Source organism: Marinomonas foliarum (genome assembly GCF_016906065.1).
Classification (GTDB): domain Bacteria; phylum Pseudomonadota; class Gammaproteobacteria; order Pseudomonadales; family Marinomonadaceae; genus Marinomonas; species Marinomonas foliarum.
The window spans coordinates 3,571,405-3,589,699 of sequence record NZ_CP070273.1 but is presented as its reverse complement, the minus strand read 5'-3'; the positions used below and the strand labels follow the sequence as shown (position 1 = coordinate 3,589,699).

General features: G+C 42.7%; 16 protein-coding genes. 4 read left to right on the top strand and 12 right to left on the bottom strand.

All coding sequences use genetic code 11. The features are described from left to right. Window positions 1-12 precede the first annotated feature (12 nt). The 4 genes from JSY38_RS16590 to JSY38_RS16575 all read left to right on the top strand — a co-directional run bounded on the left by JSY38_RS16590 (window position 13) and on the right by JSY38_RS16575 (window position 4,110). Window positions 13-1,269 (top strand): sensor histidine kinase, encoded by a 1,257-nt coding sequence (locus JSY38_RS16590; protein WP_181858534.1) that lies wholly within the window; start codon window positions 13-15, stop codon window positions 1,267-1,269. Window positions 1,270-1,405: 136 nt separating this feature from the next. Then, window positions 1,406-3,004, top strand: coding sequence for an ATP-binding protein (locus tag JSY38_RS16585; protein ID WP_239544019.1), 1,599 nt, complete (start codon window positions 1,406-1,408; stop codon window positions 3,002-3,004). After that, entirely contained in the window at window positions 3,001-3,684 is a 684-nt protein-coding gene (locus JSY38_RS16580) for a response regulator (protein ID WP_205114237.1), read from the top strand. The genes JSY38_RS16585 and JSY38_RS16580 overlap by 4 nt, the downstream gene beginning before the upstream one ends. Before the next feature lie 3 nt (window positions 3,685-3,687). Beyond that, a complete protein-coding gene (locus JSY38_RS16575) occupies window positions 3,688-4,110 on the top strand; it encodes a nucleoside-diphosphate sugar epimerase/dehydratase (protein WP_239544017.1) in 423 nt (140 codons plus the stop codon). 78 nt (window positions 4,111-4,188) lie between these two features. Here the strand turns inward: JSY38_RS16575 and JSY38_RS16570 are convergent, their stop codons facing one another. The 12 genes from JSY38_RS16570 to sdhC all read right to left on the bottom strand — a co-directional run bounded on the left by JSY38_RS16570 (window position 4,189) and on the right by sdhC (window position 17,998). After that, a complete protein-coding gene (locus JSY38_RS16570) occupies window positions 4,189-4,659 on the bottom strand; it encodes a polyribonucleotide nucleotidyltransferase (RefSeq protein WP_205114235.1) in 471 nt (156 codons plus the stop codon). 99 nt (window positions 4,660-4,758) lie between these two features. Then, window positions 4,759-5,985 carry an L-2-hydroxyglutarate oxidase gene (gene lhgO / locus JSY38_RS16565; protein ID WP_114412294.1) on the bottom strand — a complete coding sequence of 409 codons (1,227 nt, stop codon included), beginning with the start codon at window positions 5,983-5,985 and terminating at the stop codon, window positions 4,759-4,761. Between the two features lie 70 nt (window positions 5,986-6,055). After that, the gene (locus tag JSY38_RS18670; protein ID WP_205114233.1) at window positions 6,056-6,265 is read right to left on the bottom strand and encodes a cysteine-rich CWC family protein; all 210 of its coding nucleotides are present in this window, start codon (window positions 6,263-6,265) and stop codon (window positions 6,056-6,058) included. Between the two features lie 74 nt (window positions 6,266-6,339). Further along, window positions 6,340-7,212, bottom strand: a complete 873-nt coding sequence (gene sucD, locus JSY38_RS16555) for a succinate--CoA ligase subunit alpha (RefSeq protein WP_114412292.1) — start codon at window positions 7,210-7,212, stop codon at window positions 6,340-6,342. Window positions 7,213-7,214: 2 nt separating this feature from the next. Next, a complete protein-coding gene (gene sucC, locus JSY38_RS16550; protein ID WP_114412291.1) occupies window positions 7,215-8,381 on the bottom strand; it encodes an ADP-forming succinate--CoA ligase subunit beta in 1,167 nt (388 codons plus the stop codon). Between the two features lie 90 nt (window positions 8,382-8,471). Beyond that, window positions 8,472-9,911: a dihydrolipoyl dehydrogenase gene (lpdA, locus tag JSY38_RS16545; RefSeq protein WP_114412290.1), complete on the bottom strand. Its 1,440-nt coding sequence runs from the start codon at window positions 9,909-9,911 to the stop codon at window positions 8,472-8,474. 85 nt (window positions 9,912-9,996) lie between these two features. After that, window positions 9,997-11,541, bottom strand: a complete 1,545-nt coding sequence (gene odhB / locus JSY38_RS16540) for a 2-oxoglutarate dehydrogenase complex dihydrolipoyllysine-residue succinyltransferase (RefSeq protein ID WP_114412289.1) — start codon at window positions 11,539-11,541, stop codon at window positions 9,997-9,999. Window positions 11,542-11,574: 33 nt separating this feature from the next. Continuing rightward, on the bottom strand, window positions 11,575-14,412 hold the full coding sequence (locus JSY38_RS16535; protein WP_205114232.1) for a 2-oxoglutarate dehydrogenase E1 component: 2,838 nt from the start codon (window positions 14,410-14,412) through the stop codon (window positions 11,575-11,577). Window positions 14,413-14,786: 374 nt separating this feature from the next. Continuing rightward, window positions 14,787-15,491 (bottom strand): succinate dehydrogenase iron-sulfur subunit, encoded by a 705-nt coding sequence (locus tag JSY38_RS16530; protein ID WP_114412287.1) that lies wholly within the window; start codon window positions 15,489-15,491, stop codon window positions 14,787-14,789. 12 nt (window positions 15,492-15,503) lie between these two features. After that, the gene (gene sdhA, locus JSY38_RS16525; RefSeq protein WP_114412286.1) at window positions 15,504-17,276 is read right to left on the bottom strand and encodes a succinate dehydrogenase flavoprotein subunit; all 1,773 of its coding nucleotides are present in this window, start codon (window positions 17,274-17,276) and stop codon (window positions 15,504-15,506) included. 3 nt (window positions 17,277-17,279) lie between these two features. Then, entirely contained in the window at window positions 17,280-17,627 is a 348-nt protein-coding gene (gene sdhD, locus JSY38_RS16520; RefSeq protein WP_111606188.1) for a succinate dehydrogenase, hydrophobic membrane anchor protein, read from the bottom strand. After that, window positions 17,621-17,998, bottom strand: coding sequence for a succinate dehydrogenase, cytochrome b556 subunit (gene sdhC, locus JSY38_RS16515; protein WP_114412285.1), 378 nt, complete (start codon window positions 17,996-17,998; stop codon window positions 17,621-17,623). Before sdhC ends, sdhD begins: the two co-directional genes overlap by 7 nt. Window positions 17,999-18,295 lie beyond the last annotated feature (297 nt).

Here is an 18,295-nt window from a genome sequence, read left to right as displayed (position 1 = left end):
TATTTATTTGTCATGAACCCTAATCTGCTTATTGGTCATATTTTAAATGAACAAGCAGAATTTTTAATCGATGAAATTTACACAAATAGCATGGGAGAACCAGAACTCTCTATACAAAAAAGCAATCAAGATGCCCACTGGGTATGGATATATGAGACATTAAACGAAGACCTTTTTTTCCAGATTGTCGACCCACAAGGAGAGGTTGTATCAGCATCAACGAGGCAAACAAAAGCATTCGCTCCAGATAATACTTCATACAATAAACACACAAGTAATTTTACGTTCACTCGTAATAACAAACTTTTCTATGGCCTTAGCGAGCCTTTGAAAGCAGCGTATACTGGCTATAACATACAAGTAGCAACAAGCTTAAGGCTTCTAGAAGTATTCCAGATAACAAAAAGATCTCCTATTTCAAAAACCGTTTTACTCGTCTCTATACTGTCGTTATTTATTGTCAGCTTTGCTGTCATTATTACCATACATTTCATGTTACGACCGTTAAGAAAGGCTTCCGACATTGCCTCCAAGATAACACCTCAAAATATTCAAGGCCGCTTATCCATGGCAGAAATGCCAAGCGAGTTAATACCCCTGATTAGCGCCTTTAATGAAGCACTTGAAAGGTTAGAGCAAGGCTTTAAAGTTCAACAAGAGTTTTTAGCGACAGCTGCACACGAGCTTAAAACCCCTTTGGCACTTATTCGAGGGGAAATTGAAATGCTAGAAAAAACAAACTCGAAAAATCTGATATTAGAAGATGTTGACCATATTTCACGCCAAATTAACCAGCTACTTCACCTCGCCGAAGTTCGTGAGTCCCACAACTATACTTTTCAAGATATTACTCTCGTTAATACCGTAAATGACACCATCAAATACTTATCACGCCTTTCCAAAAAACATGGCACGTCAATACGATTAATCCAGATCAACAAAGACATTCACCTAAATGCTGACGCAAGTACCCTTTTCATCCTTCTGAAAAACCTTATTGAAAATGCCATTTACCACTCTCCATCCGGAACCACTATCGATATCACTATGACAAAAAACACCGTGAGCGTTCGGGATTATGGACAAGGAATTAATGAAGAACATCTAAACTTAATCTTTAAACGTTTTTGGCGCGCCCCAAAACAAAAAATCCATGGTGCTGGTTTAGGCCTAGCTATTTGTATGGAAATCGCCACATTTCATGGCTGGAAAGTCACCGCGAAAAACTCATCGCCTGGAGCATCATTCGTATTAGATATGTCGCCTTAAAAGGACAAATAGTAAAATAAATCTGTCTAAAATGAATTTATTCAGTAAAAGCTCGTTATGACTTTTCCCTTTTGTTTAGTAGCACTTCTGCATGCTGTATAATCGCGTTTCATATTTTATTGATCTAGAAACGCGAATGACTTTAAAGTCTTATCTTGCCTTAATTACGCTCTCCACCATCACTCTTATTGTACTGGCAGTCGGTGTAGTGCTGGGTTATTCCCTACAAAAATCCTACTTAGATAGCATTAGCCAACGGGGCCTAGAACTCGGCCGAGTAATAGCTCACAATGAAAAAATCATTCAGGCAGTCGAGTTAAGTAACCAAGGCAAGCCTAATGACATTCAAGATTACATAGAAATGCTTCGCGCCCAAACAGATGCCTCTTACATTGTTGTTGTTAATAAAAATTCGATTCGTTTGAGCCATCCGGAGCCAGAAAAAGTCGGTAAGCGCTTTGTAGGTGATGATATTTACCAAGCGCTAAACCAAGGAAAAGATTACACAAAAGTTGCCGTCGGTACGCTAGGACAAGCGATTCGAAATTCAGTCACCATACGCAATGATGATCAAATTATTGGGGCTATTAGCATTGGCTATTTATCCCAACCCACCAGCGAATTAATTTTTAAACATTTGCAAGAAGCAGGACTACTGGTCGGTTTTGTTTATTTTCTCGGTATTATCATTGCGGGGTTTTTAATTCTAAAACTCAAACGAACTTTTTTGAGCCTAGAACCAGAAGAAATCGTTCAAAAATTCAAAGAACATGAATTAATTTTAGACAGTATTCGCGATGGCATTGTAGCGATCGATCATGAACAAAATATCACGGCAATAAACAGCATGGCAATTGAGTGGCTAACCATGAATGTGCTGAACGCCCCTCAGGTTGTAGGTAAACCATTGAGTGAACAATCACAAAGTCTTTCTCACTTCGCCCTAGAAGCTCAAGGGCAAATTACACAAAACCGTTTTAATTTAGGAAAATTAGAGTTCATTGCGACTTTATATCCGATAAAAATTCAAAAAGGCGATATTGGCTATGTCATTGTATTTTTTCCAGACCACGGTGAAAAATCCTTAGAACAAGAGCTAACCGCCACAAAAAACTACGCCGACTTGTTGCGCGCTAAAACCCATGAATATGCCAATCACTTAAACGTGTTATCCGGCATGTTGCAGGCGGAACACTATGATGATGCAATTGAGTTTCTTCAGCAGGAAAGCGACGGCGATCAAGTCGCATTAGGACGCATCATCAAAACTATTGAGAACAGCGCTGTTGCAGGGCTAATTTTCGCCAAACACAATAAAGCTAAAGACCTAAAAGTCGACATGCTGATCGAAAGCGACTGCCAGCTTGGTAGATATCCATCTAAAACCAACGAAGCATTGGTCACATTAGTAGGAAATCTAATCGACAACGCCTTATTGGCCGCTTGGTCCAACAGATTACTTACGTCACCTTTTGTTAAGCTGTATATTAGTGACCGTAATGCTCACATCATGATTCAAATAGAAGACAGTGGTGCCGGTGTCGATGAAAAACTAGAGAACCGAATATTGGATTTTGGCGTCAGCAGCAAGCACAATACAGAACAAAATGGCATTGGCTTATATTTGGTTAAAAAAGTCGTCGACCAATATCATGGAAGTCTGGATTGGGAACGAAGTGAGGTAAACACCACTGTGTTTAGCATTTATTTAGATAAGCGAGCACTAATAAAATGAGTCGTATCCCTGTAATGATTGTGGAAGATGACCTGCGTGCTAGCTATGTATTAGAAAGCACCGTAAACCAACACAATAATTTTCATGTTGTCGCAGCCTGCGAAGGTATTCTTGAAGCAGAATTAAAAGCAGAAGCATTCGAACCAGAACTGATCATGGTGGATATTACGCTTACTGATGGAAATGGTATTGACCTGGTGAAGTCGCTAAAACAACGCGGTTTCAATGCTGCTTTCATCATGACAACAGCGGAAAGAGAAACCACCACTATCGAAACAGCCATTCAGCTTGGGGTAATCGATTATTTAGTTAAGCCAATCCGCATGTCTCGGGTATTGCAGGCATTGGATGATTATTTAGACTTTAAAAAACGCCTAACGAAAAACAATAAAATCGATCAACAAGACATAGACGCACTGTTCCGAAAAAGCTCTTCCCAAGATAGTAGCCGAAAAACCCCAAAAGGCATTGATGAGAACACCTTAGAAAAACTCAATCAATACCTTGAAACCATAGAAGATCACTCTTTCACAGCAGAAGAGGTGGGTGACGCGATCAATCTAAGCCGAATTACGGCAAGACGTTACCTTGAGTATTTAGAAGATCAAGGGCATGTTTGCATGACGTTAGATTACAAAACCGGCGGTAGACCAAAGCAACGCTACACCAAGACGGCTTAAAACATGATGATAAACCAGCTAACGAGCCTACTACCTCAATGCTTTGCCCGTAAACCAATGCCAATAAAGGTCATTTTTATTGGCATTGACTATCTCTGCTTTGCTTTATCCAAATCCTTACTCGACAATAACAAAACGTCTAAACAACCTCTTAGCATTACCGCTTTTATAGACGATGAACCTTGGAATAACAGAACACTCGTCCATGGCGTAACGGTATTTTCACCCAGTGAAGTATCTGCCCTAATACGCAAACATGGTGTGGATATGATCATTCAGGTAGCAGGTGAATCAATCAACATTGCAGACAATATTTGGGACGATATCATCAAAACCAAAGTATCAATAGTTACATTAGAAAAGCATCAGGACCTCAAAAAAATGCACAGTATCGTCTACCAAGCCTACGAGAGCATAAAAAAATAGGACAAAGGAAAATATCTCCTTGGCCCTATTTTTAAACGCTATATTTCCCACTTTCCCTACTGGTAGTATCGAAGTCGATTAGTAAGCGGATGAAAACGCGACACGCTGACCATTCAAGCTCATTGCAGTTTCAAGTGACTGAGTCGATGACATAGCGACAATATTCAGTTGATCCGTATAAATATCTTTAGGTAACTCAAGATCTTTACGTTGCGCCATCACAGTTTTAAATTTTTCAACGTCAATTGAATCTGAGCCATTCTTAATCTTATTCAATTCACCTTCTGTTAAGCTGGCCATTCCGCCGCCAGGCAAATATATTGCCCCAGTTACAAAATCCACACCAAATGCAACAACACCAGGAACAAAGAAAAACAATAAGCCAATGGCATCTAATGCAGCGACACCGATATCGATTTGACCATTTGTTTGACCGCGACGCTCAGGATAAAGTAATGTGCCGCATGCCGTCACTTGAGTAATAAGCAGCGCTGCTGCAATGCCTCGCGCCAAATGAGTAAAGCCTAGATTTTTCTTTAAACCAGTCATACTTATTCCTTATCAGTGATTTATACATTAATCACTTTAGCTTGAATCACTTACACAATACAAACTAAGCCATCTTTATTTCACAATACTTTCGCTCTGCTAAACTGACGTAATTTGGTCGTCTAGCTTATTAATAATGTATTCTCCTATCGGAAATGCACTGGTGGCTGCTGGGGAAGGTGCATTGCATACATGTAAGGTTCGAGCACTTTGAGCGAACAAAAAATCATGCACCAAGCTGCCATCTTTCATCACTGCCTGAGCTCGTATTCCAGCTGGATATTCCTGTAAATCATCTAATGAAACAAGGTCACAGTATTTCTGTACTTGCGCTAAATAGCCCGGTTTATACCAAGAGTTTTTAGTCTCCATTAGCCCTGTTTTCCAATGATTCATCAGTAACTTCCAAAACCCTGGGAAGCGCACCATATCAAATACGTCACGAAGGTTGATGTTAATTCGACCATAACCTTCTCGTTTCCAACCTTGTACGGCATTTGGACCTACCGTTACAGAACCATCAATCATACGAGTCAAATGAACCCCTAAAAATGGTAAGTCAGGATCAGGTATAGGATAAATAAGGTGATTTACAATCTGATTATGCTTTGTTGGCAAGCGGTAATATTCGCCACGAAATGGAATAATTTGAAAGTCAGTTGGTATATTTAGCATCTTAGTCAACCGATCTGCCATCAGGCCACTGCAGCTGACCAAATAAGAGGTATTCACTACATCATTGTTCAATGTGATCGCCACACGTTCGTGGCTTTCATCAAGACCAACCACCTCTGTACCTAGACGCAGTTCACCGCCCTTCCCTACAAAAAGGTCAGCAAGCTTCTGACAAATCTCTCGGTAGCTTACGATTCCAGTAGAAGGTACGTAAAGTGCAGCAAGGCCTTTTACATTCGGCTCACGCTCTTTAAGCTCTGCTTGACCTAGCTTATATACTTCTAAGTTATTTTCTTGACAGCGTAAGTACAGAGCTTCCATACGCTCTTGCTCAGCGATATTTGTTGCGACCAGTAGCTTGCCACATTCATCGAACTTGATATTGTACTGAAGGCAGAAGGCTTTTGTGGCTGTCGCACCTCGCTGACAAAAATCTGCTTTAAGACTGCCAGGTGCATAATAAACCCCAGCATGAATCACACCTGAGTTATGACCCGTTTGATGTGAGCCAACTTCTACTTCTTTTTCAATCAATAGTATGCGGTATTTAGGATAGCGCTGCTGTAACTGCCATGCGGTTGATAGGCCAACAATACCCGCTCCTATCACTGTAATATCGTAAACAGCACTGCCGCCTGACGCCTCACTCATTGCCTTATTCCTTTTATTGTTGTCAAAACACGTTCAAAGAACGAACCACATGCTCTATTAAAAAATAAAGCTATCTTGACTCAAAGTCGAATACTTTTAAAAAACCAAGTTTATCGGTACGATAGAATTCAATACACTCTTGGCACACGCAAACACTTCCCTTTTGCCCTAGCGGAATATACGCCAATAAGTCCTTAGGCACCCTAACACTGAAACACCAACAATTCTGATTTTCATCAAGCACGCAGCCATTATTTTTTAAACAAAAAGGGCACTTCATCTGAACACCTATAGCCAAAAAAAATCCCTGCCGAAGCAGGGATTTTTATCATCAGTCGTACTTAAAGTACCAGCTTACCAGCCAGTGATTTCTTTAAGTCCTGCACCAATGTCTGCCAAAGAACGAACAGTTTTAACACCAGCGTCTTCTAGAGCAGCGAATTTTTCATCAGCTGTGCCTTTACCACCAGAGATGATTGCGCCAGCGTGGCCCATACGCTTACCTGCAGGTGCAGTTACACCAGCAATGTAAGAAACAACAGGCTTAGTAACGTTTGCTTTGATGTAAGCAGCCGCTTCTTCTTCAGCAGTACCACCGATTTCACCGATCATTACAATCGCTTCAGTCTGTGGATCGTTTTGGAACATTTCCAATACGTCGATGAAGTTAGTACCTGGGATTGGGTCACCACCGATACCTACGCAAGTAGATTGGCCGAAACCAGCATCAGTCGTTTGTTTAACAGCTTCATAAGTCAAGGTACCAGAACGAGATACGATACCGACTTTACCTGGCATGTGAATATGACCAGGCATGATGCCGATCTTACATTCGCCCGGTGTGATAACACCTGGACAGTTAGGGCCGATTAAACGTACGCCTAGGTTGTCACAAGCCACTTTACAGTCAAGCATATCTAGAGTTGGAACGCCCTCAGTAATACAAACAATCAGTTTGATGCCTGAGTTAGCAGCTTCAAGGATAGAGTCTTTAACGAAAGGAGCTGGAACGTAGATCACAGATGCTTCAGCACCAGTTTGCTCTACTGCTTCTTTAACTGTGTTAAATACAGGAAGGCCAAGGTGAGTTTGACCACCTTTACCAGGAGTTACACCACCAACCATTTTCGTTCCGTAAGCAATTGCTTGCTCAGAGTGGAAAGTACCTTGGCCGCCAGTGAAACCTTGACAGATTACTTTAGTATCTTTGTTGATTAAAACAGACATTATTATTTGCCCTCCGCAGCTTTAACTACTTGCTCTGCCGCGTCTTTCAAACTTGCTGCAGCAATGATATCTAGACCAGAGTTCGCAAGAACTTCACGACCTAGTTCAGCATTTGTACCTTCAAGACGAACAACAACAGGCACGTTTACGCCTACTTGCTCAACAGCACCGATAATACCTTCAGCGATCATATCGCAACGAACGATACCACCAAAGATGTTAACCAATACGGCTTTAACATTGTCATCAGAAAGGATGATTTTGAACGCTTCAGCAACACGCTCTTTCGTCGCGCCGCCACCAACGTCTAGGAAGTTAGCTGGCTTGCCGCCGTGTAGGTTAACAATGTCCATTGTACCCATTGCTAGGCCGGCACCGTTTACCATACAACCAACGTTTCCATCTAGTGCAACGTAATTAAGTTCCCACTGTGCTGCATGTGCTTCACGCTCATCTTCTTGAGATGGATCGTGGAACTCTTGCATTTTCTTCTGGCGGTAAACAGCATTGCTATCAATGTTGATTTTGCCGTCTAGACAGTGAAGGTTACCTTCATCTGTAATAACAAGAGGGTTGATTTCTAGAAGTGCGAAATCGTAGTCATGGAACATCTGAGACAAACCAAGGAAGATCTTAGTGAACTGCTTAATCTGTGCAGCATTAAGACCCATTTTGAACGCCATTTCGCGCGCTTGGTAAGGTTGAGCACCCACTAGAGGATCGATGATCGCTTTATGAATAAGCTCAGGTGTTTCTTCTGCTACTTTTTCAATTTCAACGCCGCCTTCAGTAGACGCCATGAAAACAACTTTGCGTGTAGAACGGTCAACAACCGCACCTAGGTACAATTCGTTTGCAATGTCTGTGCAAGACTCTACTAGAATCTTAGCAACTGGCTGACCGTTTTCGTCAGTTTGGTAAGTAACTAAGTTTTTACCTAACCAATGTTTTGTAAACGCAGCAACTTCTTCATAAGAATCAACAAGTTTTACACCGCCTGCTTTACCGCGACCACCAGCATGAACCTGAGCTTTAACAACCCACTTGTCACCACCAATTTTCTTCGCTGCTTCAACCGCCGCTTCTGGCGTGTCTACTGCGTACCCTGTAGATACTGGCAGGCCGTATTCAGCAAAAAGCTGTTTAGCCTGATATTCATGTAAGTTCATTTGATTCTTCCGCTCATCTGAATGGTTGACATAAGCTCTGCCCGTTAAGACAGAAATTGCCGGCTCATTGGCCGGCAAATCTAATTTTTATTAACGCTTTTTACGGTTCGCGATATGGATCGCATGGTTATCTACTGCTAACGCTGCTTCATGTACTGCTTCACTTACTGTTGGGTGAGCAAATACAGTCAATGCGATATCTTCTGCTGTAGAACCGAATTCCATTGCAATAACAGCTTGAGCGATCAAATCAGCCGCATGACCACCAATAATATGGCAACCTAGAATGCGATCCGTTTCTTCACAAGCAATTATTTTAACGAAACCATCAGTATCGTTAGCCGCCATAGCGCGACCAGATGCTGCAAATGGGAATTTACCCACTTTAAACTTCACACCCTCTGCTTTTAGCTCTTGCTCATTTTTACCAACCCAAGCTAGTTCTGGGTGAGTATAAATAACGGAAGGAATGCAGTCATAATTCATTTGTGCTTTATGGCCAGCAATTATATCTGCAACCATCACACCTTCTTCTGACGCTTTATGAGCCAACATTGGACCACGAACGATATCACCAATGGCGAAAACGCCTGGCACAGAAGTACGGCACTGCTCGTCAACGAAGACAAAACCACGCTCATCTAGCTTCACGCCTGAATCTTCAGAGAAACAACCTTGAGTAAATGGCTTACGGCCAACAGCAACGATTAATTTATCGAACGTTTGCTTCTGCTCTTCACCTTTTGCATCAAGGTAAGTCACTTCAACTTCTTCACCCTTGATTTCGCTACCAGTAACACGAGCACCAAGACGAATGTCTAAATGCTGTTTCTTGAAGATTTTAGCAGCTTCTTTAGCAAGGTCTTGGTCACATACACTCAAAAACGAATCTTGTGCTTCAAGAACAACAACTTCAGAGCCCAAACGCGCCCAAACAGAACCAAGCTCTAGACCGATAACGCCTGCACCAATAACACCAAGACGTTTTGGCACCGCGCGGAAATCAAGTGCACCCTCGTTATCGACGATAATATCGCCAGTACGTGGAGCAGGTGGAATGTTTACTGGAACAGAACCTGTTGCCAAAATAACATTATCAGCTTCGATAACAGTTACTGTGCCATCGTGCGCGGTGAATTCTACTTTTTTGTTCGCAAGAACTTTACCAAAACCTTCAAAGCTAGTAACGCCGTTTGCTTTGAAAAGGCCAGAAATACCACCAGTTAGCTGATCAACGACTTTGTCTTTACGATCAACCATGGCATTCACATCCATAGACACTTCACCCATGCTAATACCATGGACACCATAAGCTTCTTTTGCGTCATGGAATTTATGAGAAGAGTCTAACAATGCTTTAGAAGGAATACAGCCAACGTTCAAACAAGTTCCGCCAAGGCGCGGTTTATTGTCTTTGTCTAACCATTTTTCGATACAGGCTGTTTTCAAACCTAACTGAGCAGCTCGTATAGCGGCTACATAACCACCAGGGCCGCCACCAATTACAACAACATCAAATTTATCAGACATAAGAGGTCCCATTTTTCAGTCAAGCTAAGCAGCACATACAGTGCCACTTAGCATTCAATTCATACAAAATAGTTGGTACGAATACTTAGATTTCAAGTAAAAGACGTGCAGGGTCTTCAAGTAAGTCTTTGATCGTTACCAAGAATTGCACGGCTTCTTTTCCATCAATCATACGGTGGTCATAAGACAAGGCCAAATACATCATTGGCTGAATTACCACTTGACCATTCACAGCCATTGGGCGCTCTTGGATTTTGTGCATACCCAAGATACCTGTTTGAGGTGGATTAATGATTGGCGTAGATAGCAAGGAACCGAAAGTACCACCGTTGGTAATGGTGAAAGTACCACCTTGCATATCGTCCATACCCAGCTTGCCATCACGACCACGTAGAGCGAAGTCCATGATTGAAGACTCAATGTCTGCAAGACCCATAGCTTCAGTGTTGCGAAGAACAGGAACCATTAGACCACGATCAGTAGAAACAGCAACACCGATATCTTGGTAACCATGGTAAACCATGTCGTTACCGTCAATAGAAGCGTTTACTGCTGGGAATCGTTTAAGCGCTTCTGTTGCTGCTTTTACAAAGAAAGACATGAAGCCAAGCTTGGTGCCGTTATGAGCCTTAATAAACTCATCTTTGTATTTTTTACGAAGTTCCATGATTGGACCCATGTTCACTTCGTTATAAGTCGTCAACAACGCTGCTGTTTGTTGAGCTTCAACTAAACGCTTAGCAATAGTTGCACGAAGACGCGTCATAGGAACACGTTTCTCAACACGACCTTCAGCACCTAACGCTGTAGATGTTGGCGCTGCAGAAGCAGCTTTTGCAGCTGGAGCAGCTTTAGCTGGAGTGGCAGCAGCAGGTGCTGATTTTGATTTAACAGCAGCCTCAACGTCTTCTTTAGTAATACGACCGCCTTTGCCTGTACCCTTAACTTGAGAAACAGTTAGGCCAGCTTCAGAAAGTGCTTTACGAGCAGCAGGGCCCGCAACGCCATCTTCATCGCCTTCTGCAGTAGAAGTAGATTCAGCTTGTGAAGGTGCTGCTTCTGAACCAGAAGCCCCAACCAAGAAGTTAGCTAGAACCTCATCACTAAGAACGGTATCGCCTTCGTTTTTCAAGATTTCGCCAATCACACCGTCAGCAGGTGCAACTACCTCAAGAACAACCTTATCGGTTTCAATATCAACAATATGGTCATCACGAGTACAAGCTTCACCTGGTTGTTTATACCAAGTAGCAACCGTACCATCAGCAACAGACTCAGGGAAACTTGGCGTTTTAATCTGAACGGTCTCTTTTGAAGAAGTCGCAGCCGCTGGTGCTGCAGATTTTTCAGCTGGCGCGTCAGTTTTTTCAGCTGGTGCTGCAGAAGCTGCTGCACCAGATTCAAAAACAGCTAACACTTCATCACTCAATACAGTGTCGCCTTCGCCTTTCAAAATTTCTTTCAACACACCATCAGCAGGTGCAACAACTTCCAAGACAACTTTATCTGTCTCGATGTCTACAATGTGCTCATCACGTGCACAGGCTTCACCTGGCTGCTTGTACCAAGTAGCAACGGTACCGTCGGCTACAGATTCTGGAAAAGTAGGTGCTTTAATTTCAATGCTCATTTTATACCCTTATCTCTTTGACAGGCTATGGTACTAACCAACTAGTGCGTCGTTGACCAGTGCTTCTTGTTCTTCAACATGGATTGACATGTAACCAGCCGCTGGTGCAGCTGACGAAATTCGACCAGCAAAGCGGATCTTCAATTCTGGATACAGTTTTTCCAATACTCGATTCATACGGTGACGATTGGCATGCCAAGCACCTTGGTTCTTCGGCTCTTCTTGACACCAAACCAAGCTCTCAACATTTTTGTACTGCTCTAACACAGACTCAAGGTCAGCGTATGGGAACGGGTACAATTGCTCTAAACGAATCACAGCAACATCATCTTTTTCTAGCTCTTCACGACGATTAATCAAGTCGTAATATACCTTACCGCTACAAAGGACAATACGCTTCACGCTATCCGCAGTAACAGTTTCAGATGATTCTGGTAATACCGTTTTGAAACTTCCTTCCGATAGATCTTCTAATGTTGAAATTGCTTGTTTATGACGCAACAAGCTTTTCGGTGACATTATGATCAGCGGACGACGCATAGGACGAATCGCTTGACGACGGATAATATGGAAGATCTGAGACGGTGTCGTTGGCACACAAACCTGAATATTATATTCAGCACAAAGCTGTAAGAAACGCTCTAGCCTTGCAGATGAGTGCTCAGGACCCTGACCTTCATAACCGTGCGGCAACAACATGGTCAAACCACATAGGCGGCCCCATTTGTGCTCACCACTGGTAATAAACTGGTCAATTACAACCTGCGCACCGTTTGCGAAGTCACCAAATTGTGCCTCCCAAATAACCAAGCCTTTAGGAGATGTGCTGGCATAACCGTATTCAAACGCCAATACTGCTTCTTCTGAAAGATAAGAGTCATAAAGATCCAATGTAGGCTGATCTTCTGACAAATGTTTCAGTGGAATATAAGTGCTGCCATCTTTTTGACTATGTATTACCGCATGACGATGCGAGAAAGTACCACGACCAGAATCTTGACCAGTAATACGGATCGGATAATCCTGCTCAAGCAAGGTTGCAAACGCTAATGTTTCTGCGTAACCCCAGTTCAGAGGAAGAGCACCTGCTGTCATTTTATCGCGGTCTTGGTAAATCTTCTGAACTTGACGCTGAATCACAACACCATCTGGAACCGTCGTTAGTTTCTTAGCGACTTCCTGCAATTTAGCCAATGGATAAGTTGTATCGCCCGCATCCGTCCATTCGACGCCAAGATAAGGCTTCCAATCAACAAATGAACCAGTCTGAGATTCAAGAACAAGACTCTTAGCAACATGACGAGCGTTGTCTAAATCTTCACGATTTTCACTTACCATCTGATCTGACTTTTCTTGTGTCACAACAGACTCAGCGATCAAACGCTCAGAGTAAAGGGTACGCGTTGTTTTCAAATTACTAATAATACTGTACATCAATGGCTGAGTACCAGACGGCTCATCTGTTTCATTATGACCACGACGACGGTAACAAACCATGTCGATCACAACATCACGACCAAACTCGTAGCGGTAATCTAACGCTAGCTGAGTAACAAACAATACAGCTTCTGGGTCATCGCCATTAACATGGAAAATTGGCGCCTGAATGATTTTAGCAACATCAGTCGCATATTCAGTAGAACGCGAGTCTTCCTGACGGTTAGTGGTAAAACCAACCTGATTATTAATAACAATATGTACCGTACCACCTGTTCGGTAAGCGCGAGTTTGAGACATCTGGAATGTCTCCATAACCACGCCTTGGCCTGCAAATGCTGCATCACCATGAATAGAGATAGGAACAACTGTCTTACCCGTTGTATCTTTACGGCGATCTTGGCGAGCGCGAACAGAGCCTTCAACAACAGGAGAAACGATTTCTAAGTGTGATGGGTTAAATGACAAGGCAATATGAACTTCCCCACCAGCCGTCATCACATTAGAAGAGAAACCTTGGTGGTACTTAACGTCACCAGACGTATTAACCAATTTCTTACCTTCAAACTCGTCAAACAAGTCTTTCGGGTTTTTACCTAGTGTGTTCACCAATACGTTGAGACGACCACGGTGAGCCATACCGATCACCACTTCTTTCGCACCAAGTGCGCCAGAACGTTGGATCAGCTCATTCACCATAGGGATCAAACTTTCGCCACCCTCAAGGCCAAAACGTTTTGCACCTGGGTAACGGCTAGCAAGATACTTCTCTAAACCTTCAGCGGCAGTCAAACGCTCGAGTAAGTTTTCGCGGGTCTCTTGAGAGTATTCAGGATGTGAACGGACAGATTCGACACGTTGTTGAAGCCACGCCTTTTCTTGCGTATCAACAATGTGCATAAATTCATAACCAATGCTTCCGCAATAGGTTTTTTCAAGCTCAGATACGATCTCACTTAACTTAAGTGCATCTTTATTAAAGAATAAAGAACCTACATTAAATGTGGTATCTAGATCTGCACCAGTTAGTTGGTGATAACCAATATCTAGGTCAGCGACTTTCTCACGTTTTTGCAATCCAAGTGGATCAAGTGTTGCGTGTTGATGTCCACGAACGCGGTAAGCGTTAATCAACTGCAGAACATTGATTTGTTTCTGTTCATGATCAGAACTTGCTACCTGACCTGTAGAAGCAGGCATTGAGCGAAATTTGTTCTTACCAATCTGTAGAAACTGCTCTTGAATCACGGAATGAGGAAGATCAGTTGATTGTGCTTCGCTTACACGAGGCAATTGATCAAAACATTTACGCCATTCCTCCGACACTGAGTTCGGATCGACGAGGTAGCTTTCAAACAACCCTTCAACATATTCCAAGTTTCCACCTGAAAAATGAGAGGTGCTCCACAGCAACTCCATTAAACTTTCGTGCATTCTCGATCACCCTTATGTTCGAGCCAGCTACCGGGGTCCCGGTCTCAATCTATAATAAGATCGATCATTTTATCAGGCCCGTAAGGCTATTAAAGCCTCGATTTTTTGTTTATTTCCAGCTACTTTCGCCCTTCTACGTTCAATACTAAACCACTAAGAACATCACATTCAAAAAAATGCCACATCCTAATTCCATAATTACTAAGTTAGCGGTTTTTCTTAGTACATCCATGTTCGCAAAGGTCGAATTTTAAATTCTTTTCGTTGCATTCTCTACATTAGAATATGCAAAAATGGCGGCATTGAACAAACCTTCAAGCCGCCGATTGCGCGCAGTCAGTCCAAATAACACTGGATAACCACACTAATAACTATCAGGTCGCTCTTTGTAACAGCATAGAACGAATATTACCAATTGCCTTAGTAGGATTTAACCCTTTAGGACAAACGTTTACACAGTTCATGATACCGTGGCAACGGAAGACACTAAATGGGTCATCTAGATCACTAAGACGCTCCTGCGTCGCTGTATCTCGGCTATCAGCCAAGAAGCGGTACGCTTGTAGCAAACCAGACGGACCAACAAACTTATCTGGATTCCACCAGAAAGATGGACATGCTGTTGAACAACAAGCACATAAAATACATTCGTAAAGGCCATCAAGCTTTTCACGCTCTTCAGGGCTTTGCAAGCGCTCTATTGCAGGTGCAGGCTCATCATTAATCAAGAAAGGACGAATCTTTTCATACTGTTTATAGAATTGTCCCATATCCACAACAAGATCGCGAACAACAGGCAAGCCAGGCAAAGGACGAAGCACAAGCTTACCTTTCTTAACAGCTTCGGATACTGGCGTAATACAAGCCAAGCCATTCTTACCAGACATATTCATACCATCAGAACCACACACACCTTCACGGCATGACCGACGGTAAGAGATGCTAGGATCTTGCGCTTTCAACAAGTTCAGCACATCGAGCACCATTAGGTCTTTGCCTTCTGGCAACTCGATTTGATAGTCCTGCATGTAAGGAGCATCATCCACTTCAGGATTATAACGATAAATACTAACCAACATTGATATAACTCCTTAGTATGAACGGATCTTAGGTGGAAAAGCTTCCATGGTTTTTGGAGCGAAGTTTACTTCACGCTTAGTCACGTTCTTACCTACTGGATGAAATAAAGAGTGTTTCAACCAGTTTTCATCATCACGTTCGGTAAAGTCATTACGCGCATGAGCACCTCGACTCTCTTTACGGAATTCCGCTGGAATAGCTGTTGCTTCAGCTACTTCCAAAAGGTTCTCAAGTTCAAGCGCTTCAATACGTGCGGTATTAAATGCCTGACTCTTATCTTCAAGATGTAGATTCTCAACACGTGTACGAATTTCTTTAAGCTGAGCCAAGCCTGTCTGCATAGCCTCACCATCACGGAAGACACCAAAGTAAAGTTGCATAACACGCTGTAGATCAGCACGCACCGCAGCAACACTTTCACCGCCATTTGAACCATTCAAACGATTCAAGCGAGACATTGCCTTCTCTACATTTGTGTCATCAGCATCCTGTGACTCAAAACCTTCATCTAGAGATTTTTTAACATGCAAACCAACTGCACGACCAAAAACAACAAGGTCTAACAACGAGTTACCGCCAAGACGGTTAGCACCGTGAACAGATACACAAGCCGCTTCGCCACATGCATAAAGACCATCAATAATGATGTCTTCGCCGGCATCATTTTGCTTAAGCGCCTGACCACCGATGTTTGTTGGAATACCACCCATCATGTAGTGACAAGTAGGGATAACAGGAATAGGTTCTTTCACTGGATCGACGTGAGCAAAGGTACGAGAAAGCTCAAGGATGCCTGGCAAACGCTTGTTTAGAGTCTCTTCACCCAAGTGATCAAGTTTAAGTAATACGTGATCACCATCAGGACCACAACCACGGCCTTCAAGAATCTCAAGAACCATTGAACGAGCCACCACGTCACGACCTGCAAGGTCTTTCGCGTTTGGCGCATAACGCTCCATGAAACGCTCGCCGTCTTTATTAATTAGGTAACCACCTTCACCACGGCAACCTTCCGTTACAAGCGTACCTGCACCGTAAATGCCTGTTGGGTGGAACTGCCACATTTCCATATCTTGCATAGGGAAACCAGCACGCAATGCCATACCAACACCATCACCAGTATTGATGTGTGCATTAGTCGTTGACTGGAAGATACGACCAGCACCACCTGTTGCAATAACAGTCGCCTTCGCTTTTAGGTAAACAGTTTCGCCTGTTTCAATACAGATAGCGATAACACCAACAACAGCATCTTCGTTATTTTTAACTAAATCAGTTGCATACCACTCATTAAGGAAAGTAGTACCACCTTTAAGGTTGCCCTGATAAAGAGTGTGAAGCAAAGCGTGACCCGTACGGTCAGCTGCAGCACAGGTACGAGCGGCCTGCCCGCCTTTACCAAAATCTTTAGACTGGCCACCAAATGGACGCTGATAAATACGACCTTGCTCAGTACGAGAGAATGGTAACCCCATGTGCTCAAGTTCAAAAACAGCCTGCGGCCCCACAGAGCACATGTATTCAATAGCGTCTTGGTCACCGATGTAATCTGACCCTTTTACGGTGTCATACATGTGCCAGCGCCAATCATCATTTGGGTCATCACTTGCAATTGCACACGTGATACCGCCTTGAGCAGATACAGTGTGTGAGCGAGTTGGGAATACTTTAGTAACACATGCCGTATTTAAACCAGACTCAGTTAACTGAAGCGCAGCACGCATACCTGCGCCACCGCCACCGATAACAATGGCATCAAAAGAAATAGTACGAATATTTGCCATTACTTATAGCCCCCAAAGAACCTGAACACCCCATACGATGTAAATAAACATTACAAGACCGCATAGAGATTGAAAAAAGAAACGAGCACCGGTTGCTTTAATATAGTCAGTTGAAATAGACCATAAACCAATCCAAGAATGCATACCAATAGATAGAAGCACCATCAAACTAAAGATGCGCATCCATGTTGCTTCAAACAGAGCACTCCACTGATCGTATGTAAGATCAGGATTAAGCAGCAAATAACCGATAATGAAAACGGTGTACAATGACAATACAACGGCAGATACACGCTGCATCATCCAGTCATATAGGCCTGAACGACCAAAACTTGTGATTTGAGTTACCATATCCAAACTCCTGCTAACACAATAAGAACCACAGCAATCACAATGTTTGCGATAGCAGCACTACGTCCACTTTCTAATTCTTCAAAGCAACCCATATCCATAAACAAGTGCTTAACACCTGCTACGAAATGGTACATCAATGCAGAAACAACACCCCAGATAACAAACTTCACCAAGAAGTTAGTTTGCAAAGCGTTGACTACCTGATCAAAACCTTCCTGAGATTCTAGAGAAAGATCGAACGCATAAAACAAGAAAGCTAACCCCACAAAAAGGATAATTCCTGTTATACGATGAAGAATAGACACAATTGCAGTGACGGGCATTGATATTGTTGAAATATCAAGGTTGACTGGTCTTTTTTTATTCACGACTATTTACACCATTTTTATCGATTGAATGGTCAATCACGACCCAATGTCTATACGCGCCTTCTTTTACATCTTAATCAGAGTAACATTGACACGTCATAGGCCTACTTTGAAAATCTCATCGATTTGCCAACAAATGTTTAAAAGCGACTTTCTTTTATCCATTAGCATCAGCAAATCAATGAAATCGTCTGAGGCGCAATTATAGACCAGCGAAAAATACTAAGACAAATAGACTGAACAAGAGGTTTTCAATGGTCACCATTCAGCAAATGAATGTAGACATAACTCCAAACA

Excerpts from the sequence above, each read along its gene's own strand:
- JSY38_RS16570 (WP_205114235.1), bottom strand. The coding sequence starts at position 4,659 with ATGACTGGTTTAAAGAAAAATCTAGGCTTTACTCATTTGGCGCGAGGC.
- JSY38_RS16535 (WP_205114232.1), bottom strand. The coding sequence starts at position 14,412 with ATGCACGAAAGTTTAATGGAGTTGCTGTGGAGCACCTCTCATTTTTCA.
- JSY38_RS16585 (WP_239544019.1), top strand. The coding sequence starts at position 1,406 with ATGACTTTAAAGTCTTATCTTGCCTTAATTACGCTCTCCACCATCACT.
- JSY38_RS16590 (WP_181858534.1), top strand. The coding sequence starts at position 13 with ATGAACCCTAATCTGCTTATTGGTCATATTTTAAATGAACAAGCAGAA.
- sucD (WP_114412292.1), bottom strand. The coding sequence starts at position 7,212 with ATGTCTGTTTTAATCAACAAAGATACTAAAGTAATCTGTCAAGGTTTC.
- sdhA (WP_114412286.1), bottom strand. The coding sequence starts at position 17,276 with ATGGCAAATATTCGTACTATTTCTTTTGATGCCATTGTTATCGGTGGC.
- JSY38_RS16580 (WP_205114237.1), top strand. The coding sequence starts at position 3,001 with ATGAGTCGTATCCCTGTAATGATTGTGGAAGATGACCTGCGTGCTAGC.
- sucC (WP_114412291.1), bottom strand. The coding sequence starts at position 8,381 with ATGAACTTACATGAATATCAGGCTAAACAGCTTTTTGCTGAATACGGC.
- JSY38_RS16575 (WP_239544017.1), top strand. The coding sequence starts at position 3,688 with ATGATGATAAACCAGCTAACGAGCCTACTACCTCAATGCTTTGCCCGT.
- JSY38_RS18670 (WP_205114233.1), bottom strand. The coding sequence starts at position 6,265 with ATGAAGTGCCCTTTTTGTTTAAAAAATAATGGCTGCGTGCTTGATGAA.
- odhB (WP_114412289.1), bottom strand. The coding sequence starts at position 11,541 with ATGAGCATTGAAATTAAAGCACCTACTTTTCCAGAATCTGTAGCCGAC.
- sdhD (WP_111606188.1), bottom strand. The coding sequence starts at position 17,627 with ATGGTAACTCAAATCACAAGTTTTGGTCGTTCAGGCCTATATGACTGG.
- lhgO (WP_114412294.1), bottom strand. The coding sequence starts at position 5,985 with ATGAGTGAGGCGTCAGGCGGCAGTGCTGTTTACGATATTACAGTGATA.
- JSY38_RS16530 (WP_114412287.1), bottom strand. The coding sequence starts at position 15,491 with ATGTTGGTTAGTATTTATCGTTATAATCCTGAAGTGGATGATGCTCCT.
- lpdA (WP_114412290.1), bottom strand. The coding sequence starts at position 9,911 with ATGTCTGATAAATTTGATGTTGTTGTAATTGGTGGCGGCCCTGGTGGT.